This is a genomic window from Serratia sp. JSRIV001 (assembly GCF_019968745.1).
Classification (GTDB): domain Bacteria; phylum Pseudomonadota; class Gammaproteobacteria; order Enterobacterales; family Enterobacteriaceae; genus Chania; species Chania fonticola_B.
The window spans coordinates 4,943,264-4,958,252 of the sequence record NZ_CP074147.1; the positions used below are offsets into that span (position 1 = coordinate 4,943,264).

Consider the following 14,989-nt stretch of genomic DNA (forward strand, 5'->3'; position numbering starts at 1 on the left):
GGAAATGAAATATAAAAGTGCCGGGCTCTTGCTTGGCCTGTCTCTGATGTTGCCGTGGCTGGTACACGCTGCTGATGTCACAATCACGGTTAACGGCAGTGTTGTTGCCAGGCCTTGTCAAACGCCTCCGGGCGATACCACGGTGGATTTTGGCGATGTCTATACCACGTCGCTGAATACCGCTAGGAGCACTACTGCATGGCAAGACATCACGTTGATTCTGAGCGGATGTCCCGTGGGAACATCAACCGTCAAGGCTACGTTCACTGGGCCGGCAGCGAGTAACGCGAACTATTACGCCAACAGCAGCATTACCGGCAGCGCTGGCGGTATTGAGCTGGAATTACAGGACAGTGCAAATGGTCTTTTGAATAACGGGGCGTCGAGGGATATACCGGTGGATTTTACAACCGGTACAGCGGAGCTGCCAGTCAAGGTGCGGGTGCGTTCGGAGAGTGGACAGCCCACCGAAGGCAATATTGAGGCAGTGATTAACGTGACTTACACCTACCAGTGAACGCAGGGACAAGAAAGAATAAGATGAAAAAAATCATGAAAGTGAAAGAACTGATGAAATTTGGTTTATTGCTGGCGCTTCTGGGTGGTTCCTCTCAAGCTATGGCTTTTTATTGTGCTGTATCGGGAGGTGGTTCTATAACAAACACTGGCGACCAGAATGTCGAGGTTTATCTAACCCCTGAAGTTCAGCAGAATCAAAACTTAATTATTGACTTATCTAGTATGATATCATGTAAATTTGGCACGGCTAATGAAAACCCAGTCCCTGGTGCCAGGGAGGAGGACTATTTATACATTGCAGGTGCTTCATATTCAGGTGGGGTGCTTGATGGTTTTAAGGGAAATATATACTACTATAGTGAGAATTACTCAGTGCCGGGTACTACTCAATCCACTGCCCGCGGTGTTTTCCCGAGAAAAAATGGATTAATTCCGATGGATGTAAAGTTATACCTTTCGCCGTTATCAAATAATAATGTAGCATCAGGCGTACTTATTGCAGAAAAGGCGCATATCGCTACATTAATAATGCAGCAAAGGAATAATGTTGATAACGGGGGGGAGCGACAAACATGGTTTATATATGCAAAAAATTCGGTCGTAATGCCAGTCGGTGGCTGCGATGTTTCTGCGCGCGATGTAAGCGTTACTCTTCCCGCGTATGATGCAACCTCAAATCAAACGTTCTCAGTGCCACTGTCGGTCAATTGCCCCAGTGGTAACAAGAATTTGTCGTATTTTTTATCGGGTACGACAGCCGATACCGCAGGGAAAATATTCAGTAATACGTCAACCTCTTCTCCTGCCAGCGGTATAGGGATACAGATGTTGGACCAAAACAATAATGCGATTACGGTCAATAATGCCGTACCCCTGGGAACAGTCGGTAATACGCCGGTCAATCTGAATCTCAAAGCTACCTATGCACAAACCGGTGCTCAGGTTACTGCAGGCAATGTCCAGTCCGTTATTGGGGTGACATTTACCTATCCGTGAATGAGCTCTGTTGCATTAGATAGGATGCTGTTTTTATGATCTCATCTGCCTGTGTCTCTGAGCTGAAACGTCTTCTGTCGCCTGCATTATCGCGTCGATATTTTAGCTCAATGTGTTCATGGTTAGGAATTTGGAAAGGCGTTTTAAAAACTTCCTGACCATAAATTGCAGCGTGATACATGCCCGTTTAGCGTGGCATAGCAAGATGTTATTGATAAAAATACCGGTTTTGATGTGTTTTAATCTAAAAACCATTTTTCAGGCGCACTTATCCAACACCGTGGTCTGAAGCCAGCGTTTTTTTTGCCATCTTCTGCAGCCTGTCAGAGAGTATTTTGGTGGCGTGATCGCCCGCCACGGCGCCGGCAAAACGCAGTCGGCCCTTGCACAGGATGCACTGGTACGGGTCGGTACCCAGAAAGGCTTTCATCAGCACCGCGAACCCTGGCTTCTGTGGTTTCTCGCGCGGCGTCATCTCCAACGCGTCGTAAACCTTTGGCAACAGCGTGCCGCGTTTACGGTTGGCCAGAAAGCCGTAGTAACGCACCATTTTAAAGTGTCGGGACGGGATGTGGCTGACATAACGCCCGGCGCGTGTCAAGGTAGTTGTCGCCTCAGTTAATTCATGCGGCCAACGTTTCACGCTCCGGATTTAACCAGACTTCATCCTGCCGGCTCCAGTTTCTCGTCGCGCCTGACCACCGATGTGGATTCTGCATTTTCGCCGCTTCATAGACCGATTTACGCTGCGCCAGTAGCCCACGATCTTCACCTCTGTGCCGTTGCCCTGGCGTGACGTAACGGATACCACTGTGCCGATGTTCTTCGTTATACCAGCCAACGAACGTCTCCACCCAGGCTCGCGCATCCTCCAGCGTCACGAAGCCCTTCTCCGGCCAGCTCGGCACATATTTCAACGTCCTGAACAGCGATTCAACATGCGCGTTATCGTTGCTCACCCGCGGTCTGCTGTGTGACGGGGTTATCTTAAGTTCCGCAAGCTTTACCTGCAGCACCTGTGACTTCATCGGGGCTCCGTTATCCGCATGCAGTACCAGCGGCTCCTGCCAACAGCGTTCGCTCAGCACTGTCCGCTTCATCAGTTCTGCCGCATGCTCACCACTTTCAACCAGGTGAACCTCGTAACCGACGATTTTGCGGCTGAACACGTCTTCTATCAGGTGCAGATAGAACCAGTGTCCTGCTGTCACCGACCTCAACCAGGTGATATCCCATGACCACACCTGATTCGGTGCAGTTGCCCTCCAGGTCGATAGTGGCTTGCTTTGCGCTACCCTCTGCACGGTGCGTTGTTTCGCCAGCACGTCTCAATATCCGATAAAACGTTGACTCACTGGCGATATAGCGCTCTTCATCAGCCAACAAAGGAACGATTTGCGCTGGTGGCAGGCTGGCGAACCGCGGCTCATGGCAGATAGCCAAAACCTGTTGTTCCTCTTCGGCACTGAGTTTGTTCTTCGGAGCGGGTCGTGACGCCGTTGGTCTGCGGTCATGGGACCCTTTCCCCCAACGCTGTAATGTCCGCTCACTCAACCCAATAGACTGGCAGGCCTCGCTCAGTCTCGCTCCGGCAGCAATGGCTTCCTGTACGATTGTCATCAACCGTAGCCTGTCGGGAGCCCGCGTCATTCGTCCCCGTTTTCCTGCTCGAACAACGCCTTGAACTTTTTTTGCAACATCAGCAATGCAGCAGCCTCAGCCAACGCTTTATCCTTGCGGGCAATTTCACGCTTAAGCTGATGAATTTCTTTTTGTTGTTTCTTTACGAGTGCTTTTTCTTCACGCGGGTCTGGCTGCATTATCTCATTCTTCCACTGCTGAATTTGCTCAGGGTAGAGTCCTTTACGACGACAGTATTCAGCAACAGCATGGGCGGAAAGAGGGGCCGTTTCAACCAGTATGGCGAAGCGAGCTTCCCGAGACCAGTGCTGTGGGTGTTTTACCTCAGCGTTGGTGGTTATGGTCGAGATGCCTACCTTGGAACGCCAGGTGTAAAGCGTATTGATAGGGATCCCCTCAGAGCGTGCAATCTGAACAACAGGCTGATTGTGTGGTGGCATCATTCTGGCAATCACAGCAGCTTTGAGCTCAGGTGAATACGTTTTCATTATCGTTGTCTCCAGCCCCCTGAATGGTTTCAGTTAGAGGCGACAACTACCCTGACATGGGGGGACTTAAGATACAAAAGCTGTCTGGAGATGGTGGGTCAAGATCAAAAAATCATAGCTGACGTAGAAAGCGAGATAATCAAAAATAATCATTCATGACTGAATATTTTTGCTAGTCTAAGATACATAGAAACAAGAAAGTATGTGTGATGAGCTTAACCGAGAAGAGTATGAAGTCCAGAGTGTAACTTAAACAACACACAGCAAAATAGGTAACCAATTGATTCTAAATAATATTACAGACAATGCGATTGTTTCAGATTTGCGATCATGGACCTTAACAGCGCGTCAAATTTGCGATCTGGAGCTCATAATAAACGGAGCTTTCTCACCGCTAAACGGTTTTCTCACTGAAGAGAATTATACGAACGTTGTACACAATATGCGCCTCATGTCTGGCGAGTTATGGCCGATACCTATTGTTCTGGACGTCACAGATGATTTTGCAGCATTTGTGTCTGAAGGTATAAAGATCGCATTGCGTACTCCTGAAGGGATTATCTTGGCCGTGCTGACTGTCAGCAGCATTTATCGTCCGAACCATATCGTTGAAGCTGAGAGGGTGTTCGGCACTACCGATGAGGCACATCCTGGCGTAAAAGTGCTAATGCGTCAAAATAACGTCAATTTAGGTGGGATTATAAATGCGGTTACACCGGTTACCCATCATGACTTTACCGAACTTCGCCTAGGGCCAAAGGAAGTCAAAACCGAAATTGCACTCCGTGGTTGGAAAAATGTGGTCGCCTTCCAGACTCGTAATCCAATGCATCGCGCTCATGTTGAACTAACGTTGCGGGCAATGAAGCAAGTAAAAGCAGGGCTGTTGCTTCATCCTGTTGTTGGTTTGACAAAAGCGGGTGACGTGGATCACTACACCCGTGTGCGTTGCTACAGAGAAGTACTACAAACATATCCAGCCGACTCTGTCATGTTGGCATTGCTACCATTAGCCATGCGGATGGCGGGACCACGTGAAGCAGTCTGGCATGCACTCATTCGTAAAAACTTCGGTGCCACGCACTTCATCGTGGGTCGCGACCACGCTGGCCCAGGAAAAAATAAAAATGGCAAGGATTTCTATGAACCATATGCCGCACAACAATTGGTGCAGGTGCATGCTGCTGAAATAGGTATCCAATTGATAGCATTTGAAGAGATGTTATACCTCGCTTCTGAGCAGCGCTATGTGTCTAGCTCCGAAGTGCTACCAGGGCAGACAGTTTTGAGCCTATCTGGTACACAATTCCGCGCAAAATTGACAGCAGGTGAAGATATTCCTGAGTGGTATAGCCCCCCTGAAGTTGTAGCTGAATTACGAAAAAGGTATAAACCTAAATCCGAGCAAGGTTTTGTTCTCTTTTTTACAGGCTTGTCTGGTGCAGGTAAGTCTACCGTGGCTAATACAGTTGCAGCTCGTTTGCTTGAGAATGGAAGGCGCACAGTGAGCCTGCTCGATGGTGACGTAGTGCGTCAACACTTGTCTAAGGGTCTTGGTTTTTCCAAAATGGACCGTGATATCAATATTGAACGGATTGGCTATGTGGCTGCAGAAATAGCTCGAGCCGGTGGCATCGCCATTTGCGCTTCTATATCCCCTTATGCAAAGACACGACAAACCTGTCGCTCTTTTGCAGAGGGTCACGGTGTGAGTTTTTTTGAAATTTATATGGACACCAGCCTAGAGATATGCGAGCAGCGTGATTGTAAAGGGCTTTATGCAAAAGCTCGCAATGGTAAACTCAAAGGAATGACAGGTATTGATGACCCATATGAAAAACCTGAAATGCCTGAACTTCGCATCAATACTACTGACATGTCAGTTGTTGAGTCTGCGGAAATTATAATTTCCACCCTAAGGAAGGCTGGGCACATATGAAAAAAGCAGGTATGAATGATGTGCTATTTCATAATTTTAATAAATTTTTAAAAGGTGATTTTTTTAAATTTTATGATTTCAAATATCACAATAAATTCGATTTAACATCAACTAAAAATATATACAAAGATCGTACTATATCAATAAAACCATGTTACCTCCATATAATGAAACGGGAGAGGGAAGGTAATGTAAGTATGACTGAAACTTCCTTTTTTAACCCGAAAAGTACTCCATGTTGGGCTAGCACACTAGATTTGGCCGTCAGCTTTCTGACAAAAAAATGTGATACCTCTACGCGGGATCTGATTTTTTGCAACCGACTAAGGAGTAAAAGCTGATGAGTGTCGTCACTGAACTTATTATGGCCGGGGTGTTGGTTGGTTTTATGGTAGGGCTTACAGGAGTCGGGGGCGGTTCCCTTATGACCCCGCTTTTGATATTTGTGTTTGGTCAGCCCCCTTCAACTGCGGTAGGCTCGGATATGTTCTTTGCCTGTGGAACAAAGCTCGTAGGGACTGCGATGCATCACAAACACAATTCTGTGAACTGGAAAGTGGTCAGCCTGCTAGCGGCTGGTAGCATTCCTGCATCAGTACTCGTGTTATTGTACTTGGGAATGACAAATTCGTCGTCTGGAAAAAGCTTTTTCGTCATGGCATTGCTGGGTACTATCATTTTTCTGGCTGGAACTCAGATGGTAGGCTGGTTAAAATTCAATCCTCGTCCCCTACAGATAAAGGAAGATATCGGCGTGAGAAAGCCCTATCTGACAATCCTATTTGGGGCCATATTGGGGGGGTTAGTGACTTTGACTTCCATTGGAGCTGGCGCGTTGGGGGTCGTCCTTTTACGAACCTTGTATCCGAAAACTTTGCGGATTGCTTCCTTGGTTGGGACAGACTTAGCACATGCAATTCCTCTCACATTGGTAGCTGGCATAGGTTATCTTAGTATGGGGGCTATCCAGTTCAGTATGGTAGGCTATTTGCTGTGTGGATCAGTGCCTGGTGTTATTATAGGCAGCTTGTTGGCAAACAAAATTAAAGCACACATCGTCGCAAATATATTAGGGTTACTGATGATGGTAGTTGGTATCAAGACATTTCTCACAGCGTTGGAAACTTATGTTTAAGATATTAAATACGAGTTTGTATACAACTACGTTAAGGTTGCAATTACCAACATTAAATCAGGCGTACTGATAAAAATAAAACCACTGCCCTGTAATACGAGAATAAATCTCATGGGCAGACTGATTGTCAGGATAGTTTATCTTTATTCTTTAGCGTCAAAATTTTTATATTTAAACTATCATTTACAGCGAAATTTATATCAAGGACTTGTGATGAAAATTTTCATGATTGGAACCCAAAGATCTGGCTCAAACTTGCTTCGTTTGATGATGAATCAATCACCGGAGATATCTGCTCCTCACCCTCCCCATATTCTCGATCGACTCATGCCATTGGTTAGTGGATATGGAGACCTTTCTAAAAACTCTAACTTTGAGTTGATGATTGACGATGCTTGTCGTTTGGTCGAGCTCAACCCCGAACCCTGGGAAGGGGTTGTACTTGATCGAGCCAATATTAAAGCACGCTGCAAAAACCGCACCTTGGTTTCTGTTTGTGGAGCCATTTATGATCTCAGTGCGAAAGTAAATCATGCATCAAGTTGGTGCTGTAAGAGTTTAGCTAATGTCAATTATTTAAATGAAATTGAAACCTGTTTTGGCAAGGAGGCCCGGTATATTCATTTGTATCGCGATGGTCGGGACGTAGCGCTGTCTTTCACAAAAGCGATTGTGGGAGAAAAACATATCTATCATATAGCTCAAGGTTGGGCCTCCGATCAACGTTTGGCTCTCGCTCAACGTAAATTGATAGAACCTTCCCGATTCTACGGAGTGAGCTATGAAAAGCTTACAAGCGAAGCGGATACAACCATTAAAGGCCTCTGTAATTTCCTGGAGATTGATTACACCCCATCCATGTTAGAGTCTGAAAAATCCAAGGACGCACAATCCGTTTCTCAAAAAAGTGTGCTTTGGGAAAATGTAGCCAAACCTCTTATGACAAATAACTTCAACAAGTTTTTGGAAAAAATGTCAGCCGAAGACATTCGCCTGTTCGAATTAGTAGCCGGGGATATCTTAGATGAATTGGGTTATCCGCGTTTCCATTCCTCTATTGGAGAGACGAAGATTTTTTCCACGAAAGACATCCAAGAGTTCAGTATGGAAAATGAACGATTGAAGACGGAATCTAATGAAAAAGTAGATCCCGAAGACAAGAAACGCCGGGAGACTCAAGCCTCTTTGATTAAAGAAATTAAAGCACGGCAAGCCTCCGTTTAAAAAAATGTAGCTCAATGTAATCCCCTGATAGAGCATAAGGAACACAGAATGACTAGTCGAAGCAAAGAGCGTTTTATGTTGGAGTCTGTGATTGAAATTGCTAAAGAAGCAGGAGCCGCCATTCTTAATATCTATCAAAAAGGCGATTTAGGAGTGACAACAAAGGAAGACGACTCGCCACTTACATTGGCGGATATTGCAGCCCATCAAATAATTGTGGACAGACTCAAAGAAATATATCCCAACCTCCCGATCCTGTCCGAAGAAGCACCTAAACAGGATTTTGAGGAACGCCAATTTTGGGATAGCTATTGGTTGATTGATCCTTTGGACGGTACGAAAGAATTTGTGAAAAAAAACGGAGAATTTACCGTTAACATTGCGTTGATTCAAAATAAAGTACCTATTCTGGGCGTGGTGTATGCCCCCGTGTTGGACATATGCTATTTCTCATTAGAGGGGTTAGGCTCCTTTAAGCAGGTCGGTCATGGGGCTCCAAAGCTTATACAAGTTCAGATCCAAGGCGAGGGGAATTCCATCAAAGTCGTAGCTAGTCGTTCGCACAGTGATGAAAAAACCGTTTCGTTGCTCCAAAAATTAGGAAATTGCGAATGTCTGAGCATGGGAAGTTCTCTCAAACTGTGCCTGGTCGCAGAAGGCGCCGCTCATTTCTATCCACGTTTTGCACCCACCATGGAATGGGACACGGCTGCAGCTCATGCTGTCGTACTGGGTGCCGGTGGCGTCGTGTGGGATTTAAACCGTGCACCTCTGGTTTATAACAAGTCGAACTTGCTGAACCCCAGTTTTATCGTCCTTGCACCTTCCAACCTTGATATCTTGAATAGCCTGGGTGATCTGCCATGAGTGAAAAACCCTCTCTCTGGTCGTTGTTCTGCGTGTTCTTACGGATTGGAAGTACCGCTTTCGGGGGCTTCATGGCTCTGATCGCGGTCGTGGAAAATCAAGTAGTGGAACGTCGAAAATGGATGAAATCCGAAGAGTTCTTGGATGGACTTTCCCTAGCAACGGTATTGATGGGAGCGGTGGCTGTGAATACGGTAGTTTATGTCGGGTATCGACTACGAGGAGGTACTGGAGTCCTTGTTTCTATGCTGGGGATCATCCTACCATCGTTTTTCTTGATGCTTATCTTGACCTGGGCTTATCTTAGCTATGGAAGTATCCCTACAGTATCAAAACTGTTTATGGGCTGCATTCCGGCTGTTGCTGCAATTATTCTAGTGGCCGCGTTGAATATGGGGAAGAAAGCGATCCTCGGACGAAAGGAAGCTATTCTGACTGTGATTGCAGCGGCATTGATGATTTCAGAAGGGAGCTTCTGGATGTCCATATTGGTTATAGTGGGATCAGGTGTGTCCGGTATATGGTTGTTCCGAACGCCTCTATCCCAAGACACCTTTGAATGTCCTTCAGTTTCCCCAGAGAAGATTTCTCTTAAAGGGATCGCTGTTGCTTCTCTGCTCTCTGTTCCCTTCCTCGCTGGAACTCTCACTGCCAAGCTATTTTTAACATTTGCCGGGATGAGTCTGCTTTTGTTTGGGGGGGCGTACGCATTCATTCCTCTGATTCATCAAACCGTAGTTGAAACGAATGGCTGGCTGACTCAACAAGAATTCGTGGATGCAATTGCTATGAGTCAAATAATGCCCGGACCGATTGTATTAAGCACCGTTTTCATCGGATATAAGCTTGCCGGAGTATGGGGCGCTATGGCCGCAACCGTGGGGATCTTTTTACCTCCAGCCTTATTGATGGTCATCGCTACTTCCTATTTGAACAAGATTAAAACGTCATTGGCAATTAAAGCAGTATTGAAAGGAGTTAGACCAGCAGTGATCGGAATGATTGTCTCAGCGGTAGTGGCTGTTGGAGCAACGGCTCCTTACACCGGGGTCTCGGTAATGATTTTTGGAACTACGCTATTTACTCTTCTCAAATTTAAATTGGATGTTGTTTGGATAATTCCAACTGCAGGCCTGTTGGGCCTCTTGGCATATTGAGGGTTCTTGTGCAAAATGGCGTCTGAATCGATCACGGTTTGGCATGCCTCCGATCAGGGTTTGGCATCCTGCCGAGGCTCTGTCGCGTTAAGGCGGCGTCAGGTAATATGCTGTTTTTTTGTAATGTTGCCTATTAATGTCTCTGATCAGAAATGCCTTTAAACGCTTGCATTATCCCATCGATATCATCGCGCAATGTGTTCGTTGGTATCTGGCTTATGCCCTTAGCTTGCGCAATCTCGAGAAAATGATGGCTGAACGCGGCATTGCTGTTGACCATGCCACACTGCATCGCTGGGTTATCCGTCTGGTGCCGCTGTTGGACAAGGCCTTCCGCCGGCATAAACGTTCGGTGGGGCGTCGATGGCCAATGGATGAAACCTACATCAAAATCAACTGTCAGTGGAAGTATATGTACCGGGCTGTTGACACATCAGGCCAGACAATCGACTTTCTGCTCACTGCCAAACGGGATGCCGCCGCCGCATTGCGCTTCTTCCGCAAGGCCATACGTCATCATGGCGAACCTGAGGTGGTCACTATCGATAAAAGTGGGGCCAACACAGCGGCTTTGGCCACGCTCAACGTCGACAAACCCGATGAGGAAACGATTACAGTGAGGCAGAGTAAGTACCTGAACAATCGCCCCATTCCCAGTTGAAATGCAACAAAGTGACCCACTGGCTAGACCCGGATAAAATCACCGTTCTGGCCCTACTGGAGATCCCTTTGCATGCAGGGAAAACATCTGACTCAGAAAGAGCGGTTCTACATCGAAAAACGTCGTGATGATGGGGTTAATCAGGCCACCATTGCCAGGGAGCTCCAGCTTCCGCGCTCTACCATCAGCCGGGAACTCAGACGCAATACCGACGCCGCTTTCAACGGCGTTTATTCCTGCAGAAGGGCAGAAAAACTGGCCAGAGGACGGCGTCAGAAAGCACGTCCGGATAACGTGGTTAACCAGTTTGAACCGCACATTCAAGAATTTATCAGGCATGCGCTATCTACCCACACTTCACCTGAAGTCATCAGTGGACGCCTGTTCCTGGAATTGGGTTTATCGGTCAGCAAGAACTCGCTCTATCGCTATATCCAGCAGGAGCGCCAGGCCGGCGGAGACCTGTATCAACAGCTCCCCCATCGGGGTAAGCGGTATAACTATCAGACCGACCAGGCCAACCGTGGTCCTATTCCCAACCGCGTTGGCATTGAGCACCGGCCTGCCGAAGCGGACCTCAAACAACAGCCCGGACACTTTGAAATTGATACCATTTTTGGCAAAGACCAGAAGTCATTCCTACTGACCGTGGTCGATAAAGCCGTCAAGCTGGTCATCATTCGCAAACTGCCCAACAAGCGTGCAGAGACGGTGGTCGCCGCGTTCAGGGACATCGTCGCCAATACTTTCTGCGAGTTTAAAACCCTGACCGCCGATAACGGCCCTGAGTTTTCGCAGCACGAGGAAATAACGAAAATAACGGGAGCCACGGTCTACTTTGCCCGGCCTTATCATTCCTGGGAGCGTGGATTGAATGAGCACACTAACGGGCTGATACGGCGGTTTTACCCGAAAGGAACAGACTTCAATCAGGTCACCCATCGCAAGGTCGCAGCACTCGAACACCTGCTCAATACGCGAGGGAGAAAATGTCTGGGCTATCGCTCTCCGAATGAGGTATTTTTAACGCACTTACAGGCGGCATAATGCCCTACCGTTTTGTTGCGTTTCGACTGGGAATGGGGCGGCGGAATGCCTTGTCCAACAACGGCACCAGACGGATAACCCAGCGATGCAGTGTGGCATGGTCAACAGCAATGCCGCGTTCAGCCATCATTTCCTCGAGATTGCGCAAGCGGTTCTGTCGCATTAACGGGCACAGGCCAGCCAAAGTGGGTGTTGCCGATTATTTAGGCAGCCAACAGATAAAATTGTTCCGCAGGTGACAATACCTCACTTTCCGGATGCTGATATTGTCCTTTGCGTATCATGTGGATCAATTCGATGCCCGCCAAAAGCCCCTGTGCCCGTCGAAACGATTTGAATCCCAGCATCGGTCTTATCCGGCGTTTGATATTGCGGTGATCTTGCTCAACCAGATTGTTTAGGTACTTACTTTGCCTCACTGTAATCGTTTCCTCATCGGGTTTGTCGGCGTTGAGCGTGGCCAAAGCCGCTGTGTTGGCCCCACTTTTATCGATAGTGACCCCCTCGGGTTCGCCGTGATGACGTATGGCCTTGCGGAAGAAGCGCAATGCGGCGGCGGCATCACGTTTGGCAGTGAGCAGAAAGTCGATTGTCTGGCCTGATGTGTCAACAGCCCGGTACAGATACTTCCACTGCCCGTTCATTTTGATGTAAGTTTCATCCATTCGCCATCGACGACCCACCGAACGTTTATGCCGGCGGAATGCCTTGTCCAACAACGGCACCAGACGGATAACCCAGCGATGCAGTGTGGCATGGTCAACAGCAATGCCGCGTTCAGCCATCATTTCCTCGAGATTGCGCAAGCTAAGGGCATAAGCCAGATACCAACGAACACATTGCGCGATGATATCGATGGGATAATGCAAGCGTTTAAAGGCATTCCTGATCAGAGACATTAATAGGCAACATTACAAAAAAAACAGCATATTACCTGACGCCGCCTTAACGCGACAGAGCCCCTGGGGAAGCGTTTTTGCTTTTGGGCGGTGGCCAGCCAGCGGATCAGAAACAGGTTTTCGGCATAGGGCGTGCCGGCGATGCCGTCCTGGCGCGCCAGCCCCAACGCCACCAAGGCGCAGAACGCCAGATGGCTGAGCGCTGAGGTAGTGTTCTCTGTGGTAACGGATTCGGTTTTATCTAACAATGGCTACCCTGCCCGTTGACGCAAAGGATTAGTGGCGGATCTGCGCCAGGTCGTCAGCGGTCAGCCCGGTCATTTTCATGACGGTGTTGTGGTCGAGGCCGTTCTGCAACATGGTGCGGGCAATTTTGAGTGCCTCTTCCTGCCTGCCCTTCTCAATGCCCTTCTCTATACCGCGTTGTTCACCAAGCTGGATACCCTTCTCGATGCCTTTTTGTTCAAGCTGTTGTGCAATAGTCATGAGTTCATCCTCGTTTTGCGGAACCCGCAGTGCCAGTTCACGTATGAAAGCTTCGGCATCCGACGATTCACCGGCCTGGATAATATAGTGTACCAGTGAAATTACCTGTGGCGAAGAGAGATAGCCGGCCAGCAGTATGGTGGCCAGTTTATCCGTCAGTTCCGCCAGGTCACGCTGGCGAATATGTTTCTGCAGCAGGGTCAACGCGGCCATACTGCGGTGACCCATGATTTCCTCGTCGGGGATGACCGTTACATCAACAAGCGGGAAATCGCCGGTATACAGTTTCTCCGCCAGCGCCGGATCATCAAATTCCTGCAGCCAGTTGGTCGAATAAGGATATGGGCTGCGTTTGCCGGTATAGAAAAGTACCGGAATGACCAACGGCAGCGTTTTATGGCCGGCGTCGAGGTGGCGTTGCATGGCGGCGACGGCATATCGGATGAGGCGAAACGCCATGTGCTTATCAGGACTCGATTGGTGTTCGATAAGTACCATCACGTAACCGTCAGCGCCGGCGGTGGTTTTCAGGCTGTAGAGCACGTCGCTGAAATACTGGCGCAGATCATCTTCGACAAAGGAGCCTGACTCCAGTTTCAGCGTGCTGAGGTCGCAGATGGCCCGCAGCTCTGTCGGCAGATGGATGTCCATAAAGTCGCGGGCAATCTCGGGCTGCGTCAGGAATTGCCGGAATGTCGCATCATGGGGTGTGGGATTTTTTTTCATGGGGTTATCGTAGCACGTTCGGTCACCGGTTCACTATGGCTGAGCAGAGGCTTCACTCGCTCACCGGGCAGGATGGCGCCAGGATGTTGCAGTCGCCAGGCTTTTAATATCCGGTAGACGCTGGCCTTGCCAATGCCCAATTGCTCGGCAACTGCTTCGCGGGTTAATCCGGCCATCGTTAATTCAATGACCTGCTGCGTTTTCGCCTGGGCCGTCGGTTTTCTTCCTTTATATGCACCCTTGGCTTTTGCCCGGGCAATGCCTTCCCGCTGGCGTTCCTGGCGCAGGCGTGTCTCGAACTCGGCAAAGACGCCCAACATATCCAGGAAAGCTTTGCCGGAGGCGGAAGGGTTCTGTCGCATTAACGGGCACAGGCCAGCCAAAGTGGGTGTTGCCGATTATTTAGGCAGCCAACAGATAAAATTGTTCCGCAGGTGACAATACCTCACTTTCCGGATGCTGATATTGTCCTTTGCGTATCATGTGGATCAATTCGATGCCCGCCAAAAGCCCCTGTGCCCGTCGAAACGATTTGAATCCCAGCATCGGTCTTATCCGGCGTTTGATATTGCGGTGATCTTGCTCAACCAGATTGTTTAGGTACTTACTTTGCCTCACTGTAATCGTTTCCTCATCGGGTTTGTCGGCGTTGAGCGTGGCCAAAGCCGCTGTGTTGGCCCCACTTTTATCGATAGTGACCCCCTCGGGTTCGCCGTGATGACGTATGGCCTTGCGGAAGAAGCGCAATGCGGCGGCGGCATCACGTTTGGCAGTGAGCAGAAAGTCGATTGTCTGGCCTGATGTGTCAACAGCCCGGTACAGATACTTCCACTGCCCGTTCATTTTGATGTAAGTTTCATCCATTCGCCATCGACGACCCACCGAACGTTTATGCCGGCGGAATGCCTTGTCCAACAGCGGCACCAGACGGATAACCCAGCAATGCAGTGTGGCATGGTCAACAGCAATGCCGCGTTCAGCCATCATTTCCTCGAGATTGCGCAAGCTAAGGGCATAAGCCAGATACCAACGCACACATTGCGCGATGATATCGATGGGATAATGCAAGCGTTTAAAGGCATTTCTGATCAGAGACATTAATAGGCAACATTACAAAAAAAACAGCATATTACCTGACGCCGCCTTAACGCGACAGAGCCCAAAAAGCAGGCTTAGCGTAGGATATTTAATGAGATGGTCACTC

Annotated in this window: 13 protein-coding genes and 4 pseudogenes; 9 read left to right on the plus strand and 8 right to left on the minus strand. The window is 48.5% G+C overall.

Annotation, left to right across the window (positions count from 1 at the left end; genetic code table 11):
• Window positions 1-4 precede the first annotated feature (4 nt).
• Window positions 5-517, plus strand: coding sequence for a fimbrial protein (locus KGP17_RS22925; RefSeq protein ID WP_223498392.1), 513 nt, complete (start codon window positions 5-7; stop codon window positions 515-517).
• Between the two features lie 23 nt (window positions 518-540).
• Window positions 541-1,515 (plus strand): fimbrial protein, encoded by a 975-nt coding sequence (locus KGP17_RS22930; RefSeq protein ID WP_223498393.1) that lies wholly within the window; start codon window positions 541-543, stop codon window positions 1,513-1,515.
• Between the two features lie 268 nt (window positions 1,516-1,783).
• On the opposite strand, the gene KGP17_RS28040 is transcribed toward KGP17_RS22930, so the two are convergent.
• Together KGP17_RS28040 and KGP17_RS22940 are read right to left on the minus strand one after the other, a co-directional pair.
• A complete protein-coding gene (locus KGP17_RS28040; protein WP_371822069.1) occupies window positions 1,784-2,158 on the minus strand; it encodes a transposase in 375 nt (124 codons plus the stop codon).
• Window positions 2,139-3,644: pseudogene (locus tag KGP17_RS22940) on the minus strand (IS3 family transposase). Before KGP17_RS22940 ends, KGP17_RS28040 begins: the two are co-directional and overlap by 20 nt.
• Before the next feature lie 280 nt (window positions 3,645-3,924).
• On the opposite strand from KGP17_RS22940, the gene KGP17_RS22945 reads away from it, so the two are divergent.
• The 7 genes and pseudogenes from KGP17_RS22945 to KGP17_RS22975 all read left to right on the plus strand — a co-directional run bounded on the left by KGP17_RS22945 (window position 3,925) and on the right by KGP17_RS22975 (window position 11,674).
• Window positions 3,925-5,583: a bifunctional sulfate adenylyltransferase/adenylylsulfate kinase gene (locus KGP17_RS22945; RefSeq protein ID WP_223498412.1), complete on the plus strand. Its 1,659-nt coding sequence runs from the start codon at window positions 3,925-3,927 to the stop codon at window positions 5,581-5,583.
• Window positions 5,584-5,923: 340 nt separating this feature from the next.
• Window positions 5,924-6,718, plus strand: a complete 795-nt coding sequence (locus tag KGP17_RS22950) for a sulfite exporter TauE/SafE family protein (RefSeq protein ID WP_223498413.1) — start codon at window positions 5,924-5,926, stop codon at window positions 6,716-6,718.
• A gap of 213 nt (window positions 6,719-6,931) precedes the next feature.
• Window positions 6,932-7,942, plus strand: a complete 1,011-nt coding sequence (locus KGP17_RS22955) for a sulfotransferase (protein WP_223498414.1) — start codon at window positions 6,932-6,934, stop codon at window positions 7,940-7,942.
• A 75-nt stretch (window positions 7,943-8,017) separates the two neighbouring features.
• Window positions 8,018-8,809, plus strand: a complete 792-nt coding sequence (cysQ, locus tag KGP17_RS22960; protein WP_223499715.1) for a 3'(2'),5'-bisphosphate nucleotidase CysQ — start codon at window positions 8,018-8,020, stop codon at window positions 8,807-8,809.
• Entirely contained in the window at window positions 8,806-9,966 is a 1,161-nt protein-coding gene (gene chrA, locus KGP17_RS22965; protein WP_223498415.1) for a chromate efflux transporter, read from the plus strand. The genes cysQ and chrA overlap by 4 nt, the downstream gene beginning before the upstream one ends.
• A gap of 136 nt (window positions 9,967-10,102) precedes the next feature.
• Window positions 10,103-10,609 (plus strand): annotated as a pseudogene (locus KGP17_RS22970) (IS6 family transposase); the annotation flags it as partial.
• A gap of 90 nt (window positions 10,610-10,699) precedes the next feature.
• Window positions 10,700-11,674, plus strand: coding sequence for an IS30 family transposase (locus KGP17_RS22975; protein WP_223498416.1), 975 nt, complete (start codon window positions 10,700-10,702; stop codon window positions 11,672-11,674).
• 37 nt (window positions 11,675-11,711) lie between these two features.
• Here KGP17_RS22975 and KGP17_RS22980 read toward each other — a convergent pair.
• From KGP17_RS22980 to KGP17_RS23005, 6 genes and pseudogenes are all read right to left on the minus strand, one after another.
• Window positions 11,712-11,822: pseudogene (locus KGP17_RS22980) on the minus strand (IS6 family transposase); the annotation flags it as partial.
• A 55-nt stretch (window positions 11,823-11,877) separates the two neighbouring features.
• Window positions 11,878-12,573: an IS6 family transposase gene (locus KGP17_RS22985; protein WP_223498400.1), complete on the minus strand. Its 696-nt coding sequence runs from the start codon at window positions 12,571-12,573 to the stop codon at window positions 11,878-11,880.
• A 62-nt stretch (window positions 12,574-12,635) separates the two neighbouring features.
• Window positions 12,636-12,821, minus strand: a pseudogene (locus KGP17_RS22990) (hypothetical protein); the annotation flags it as partial.
• Between the two features lie 28 nt (window positions 12,822-12,849).
• The gene (locus KGP17_RS22995) at window positions 12,850-13,785 is read right to left on the minus strand and encodes an Rpn family recombination-promoting nuclease/putative transposase (protein ID WP_223498417.1); all 936 of its coding nucleotides are present in this window, start codon (window positions 13,783-13,785) and stop codon (window positions 12,850-12,852) included.
• A complete protein-coding gene (locus KGP17_RS23000) occupies window positions 13,782-14,147 on the minus strand; it encodes a helix-turn-helix domain-containing protein (protein WP_371822070.1) in 366 nt (121 codons plus the stop codon). Before KGP17_RS23000 ends, KGP17_RS22995 begins: the two co-directional genes overlap by 4 nt.
• A gap of 40 nt (window positions 14,148-14,187) precedes the next feature.
• Window positions 14,188-14,883, minus strand: coding sequence for an IS6 family transposase (locus tag KGP17_RS23005; RefSeq protein WP_223498418.1), 696 nt, complete (start codon window positions 14,881-14,883; stop codon window positions 14,188-14,190).
• Window positions 14,884-14,989 lie beyond the last annotated feature (106 nt).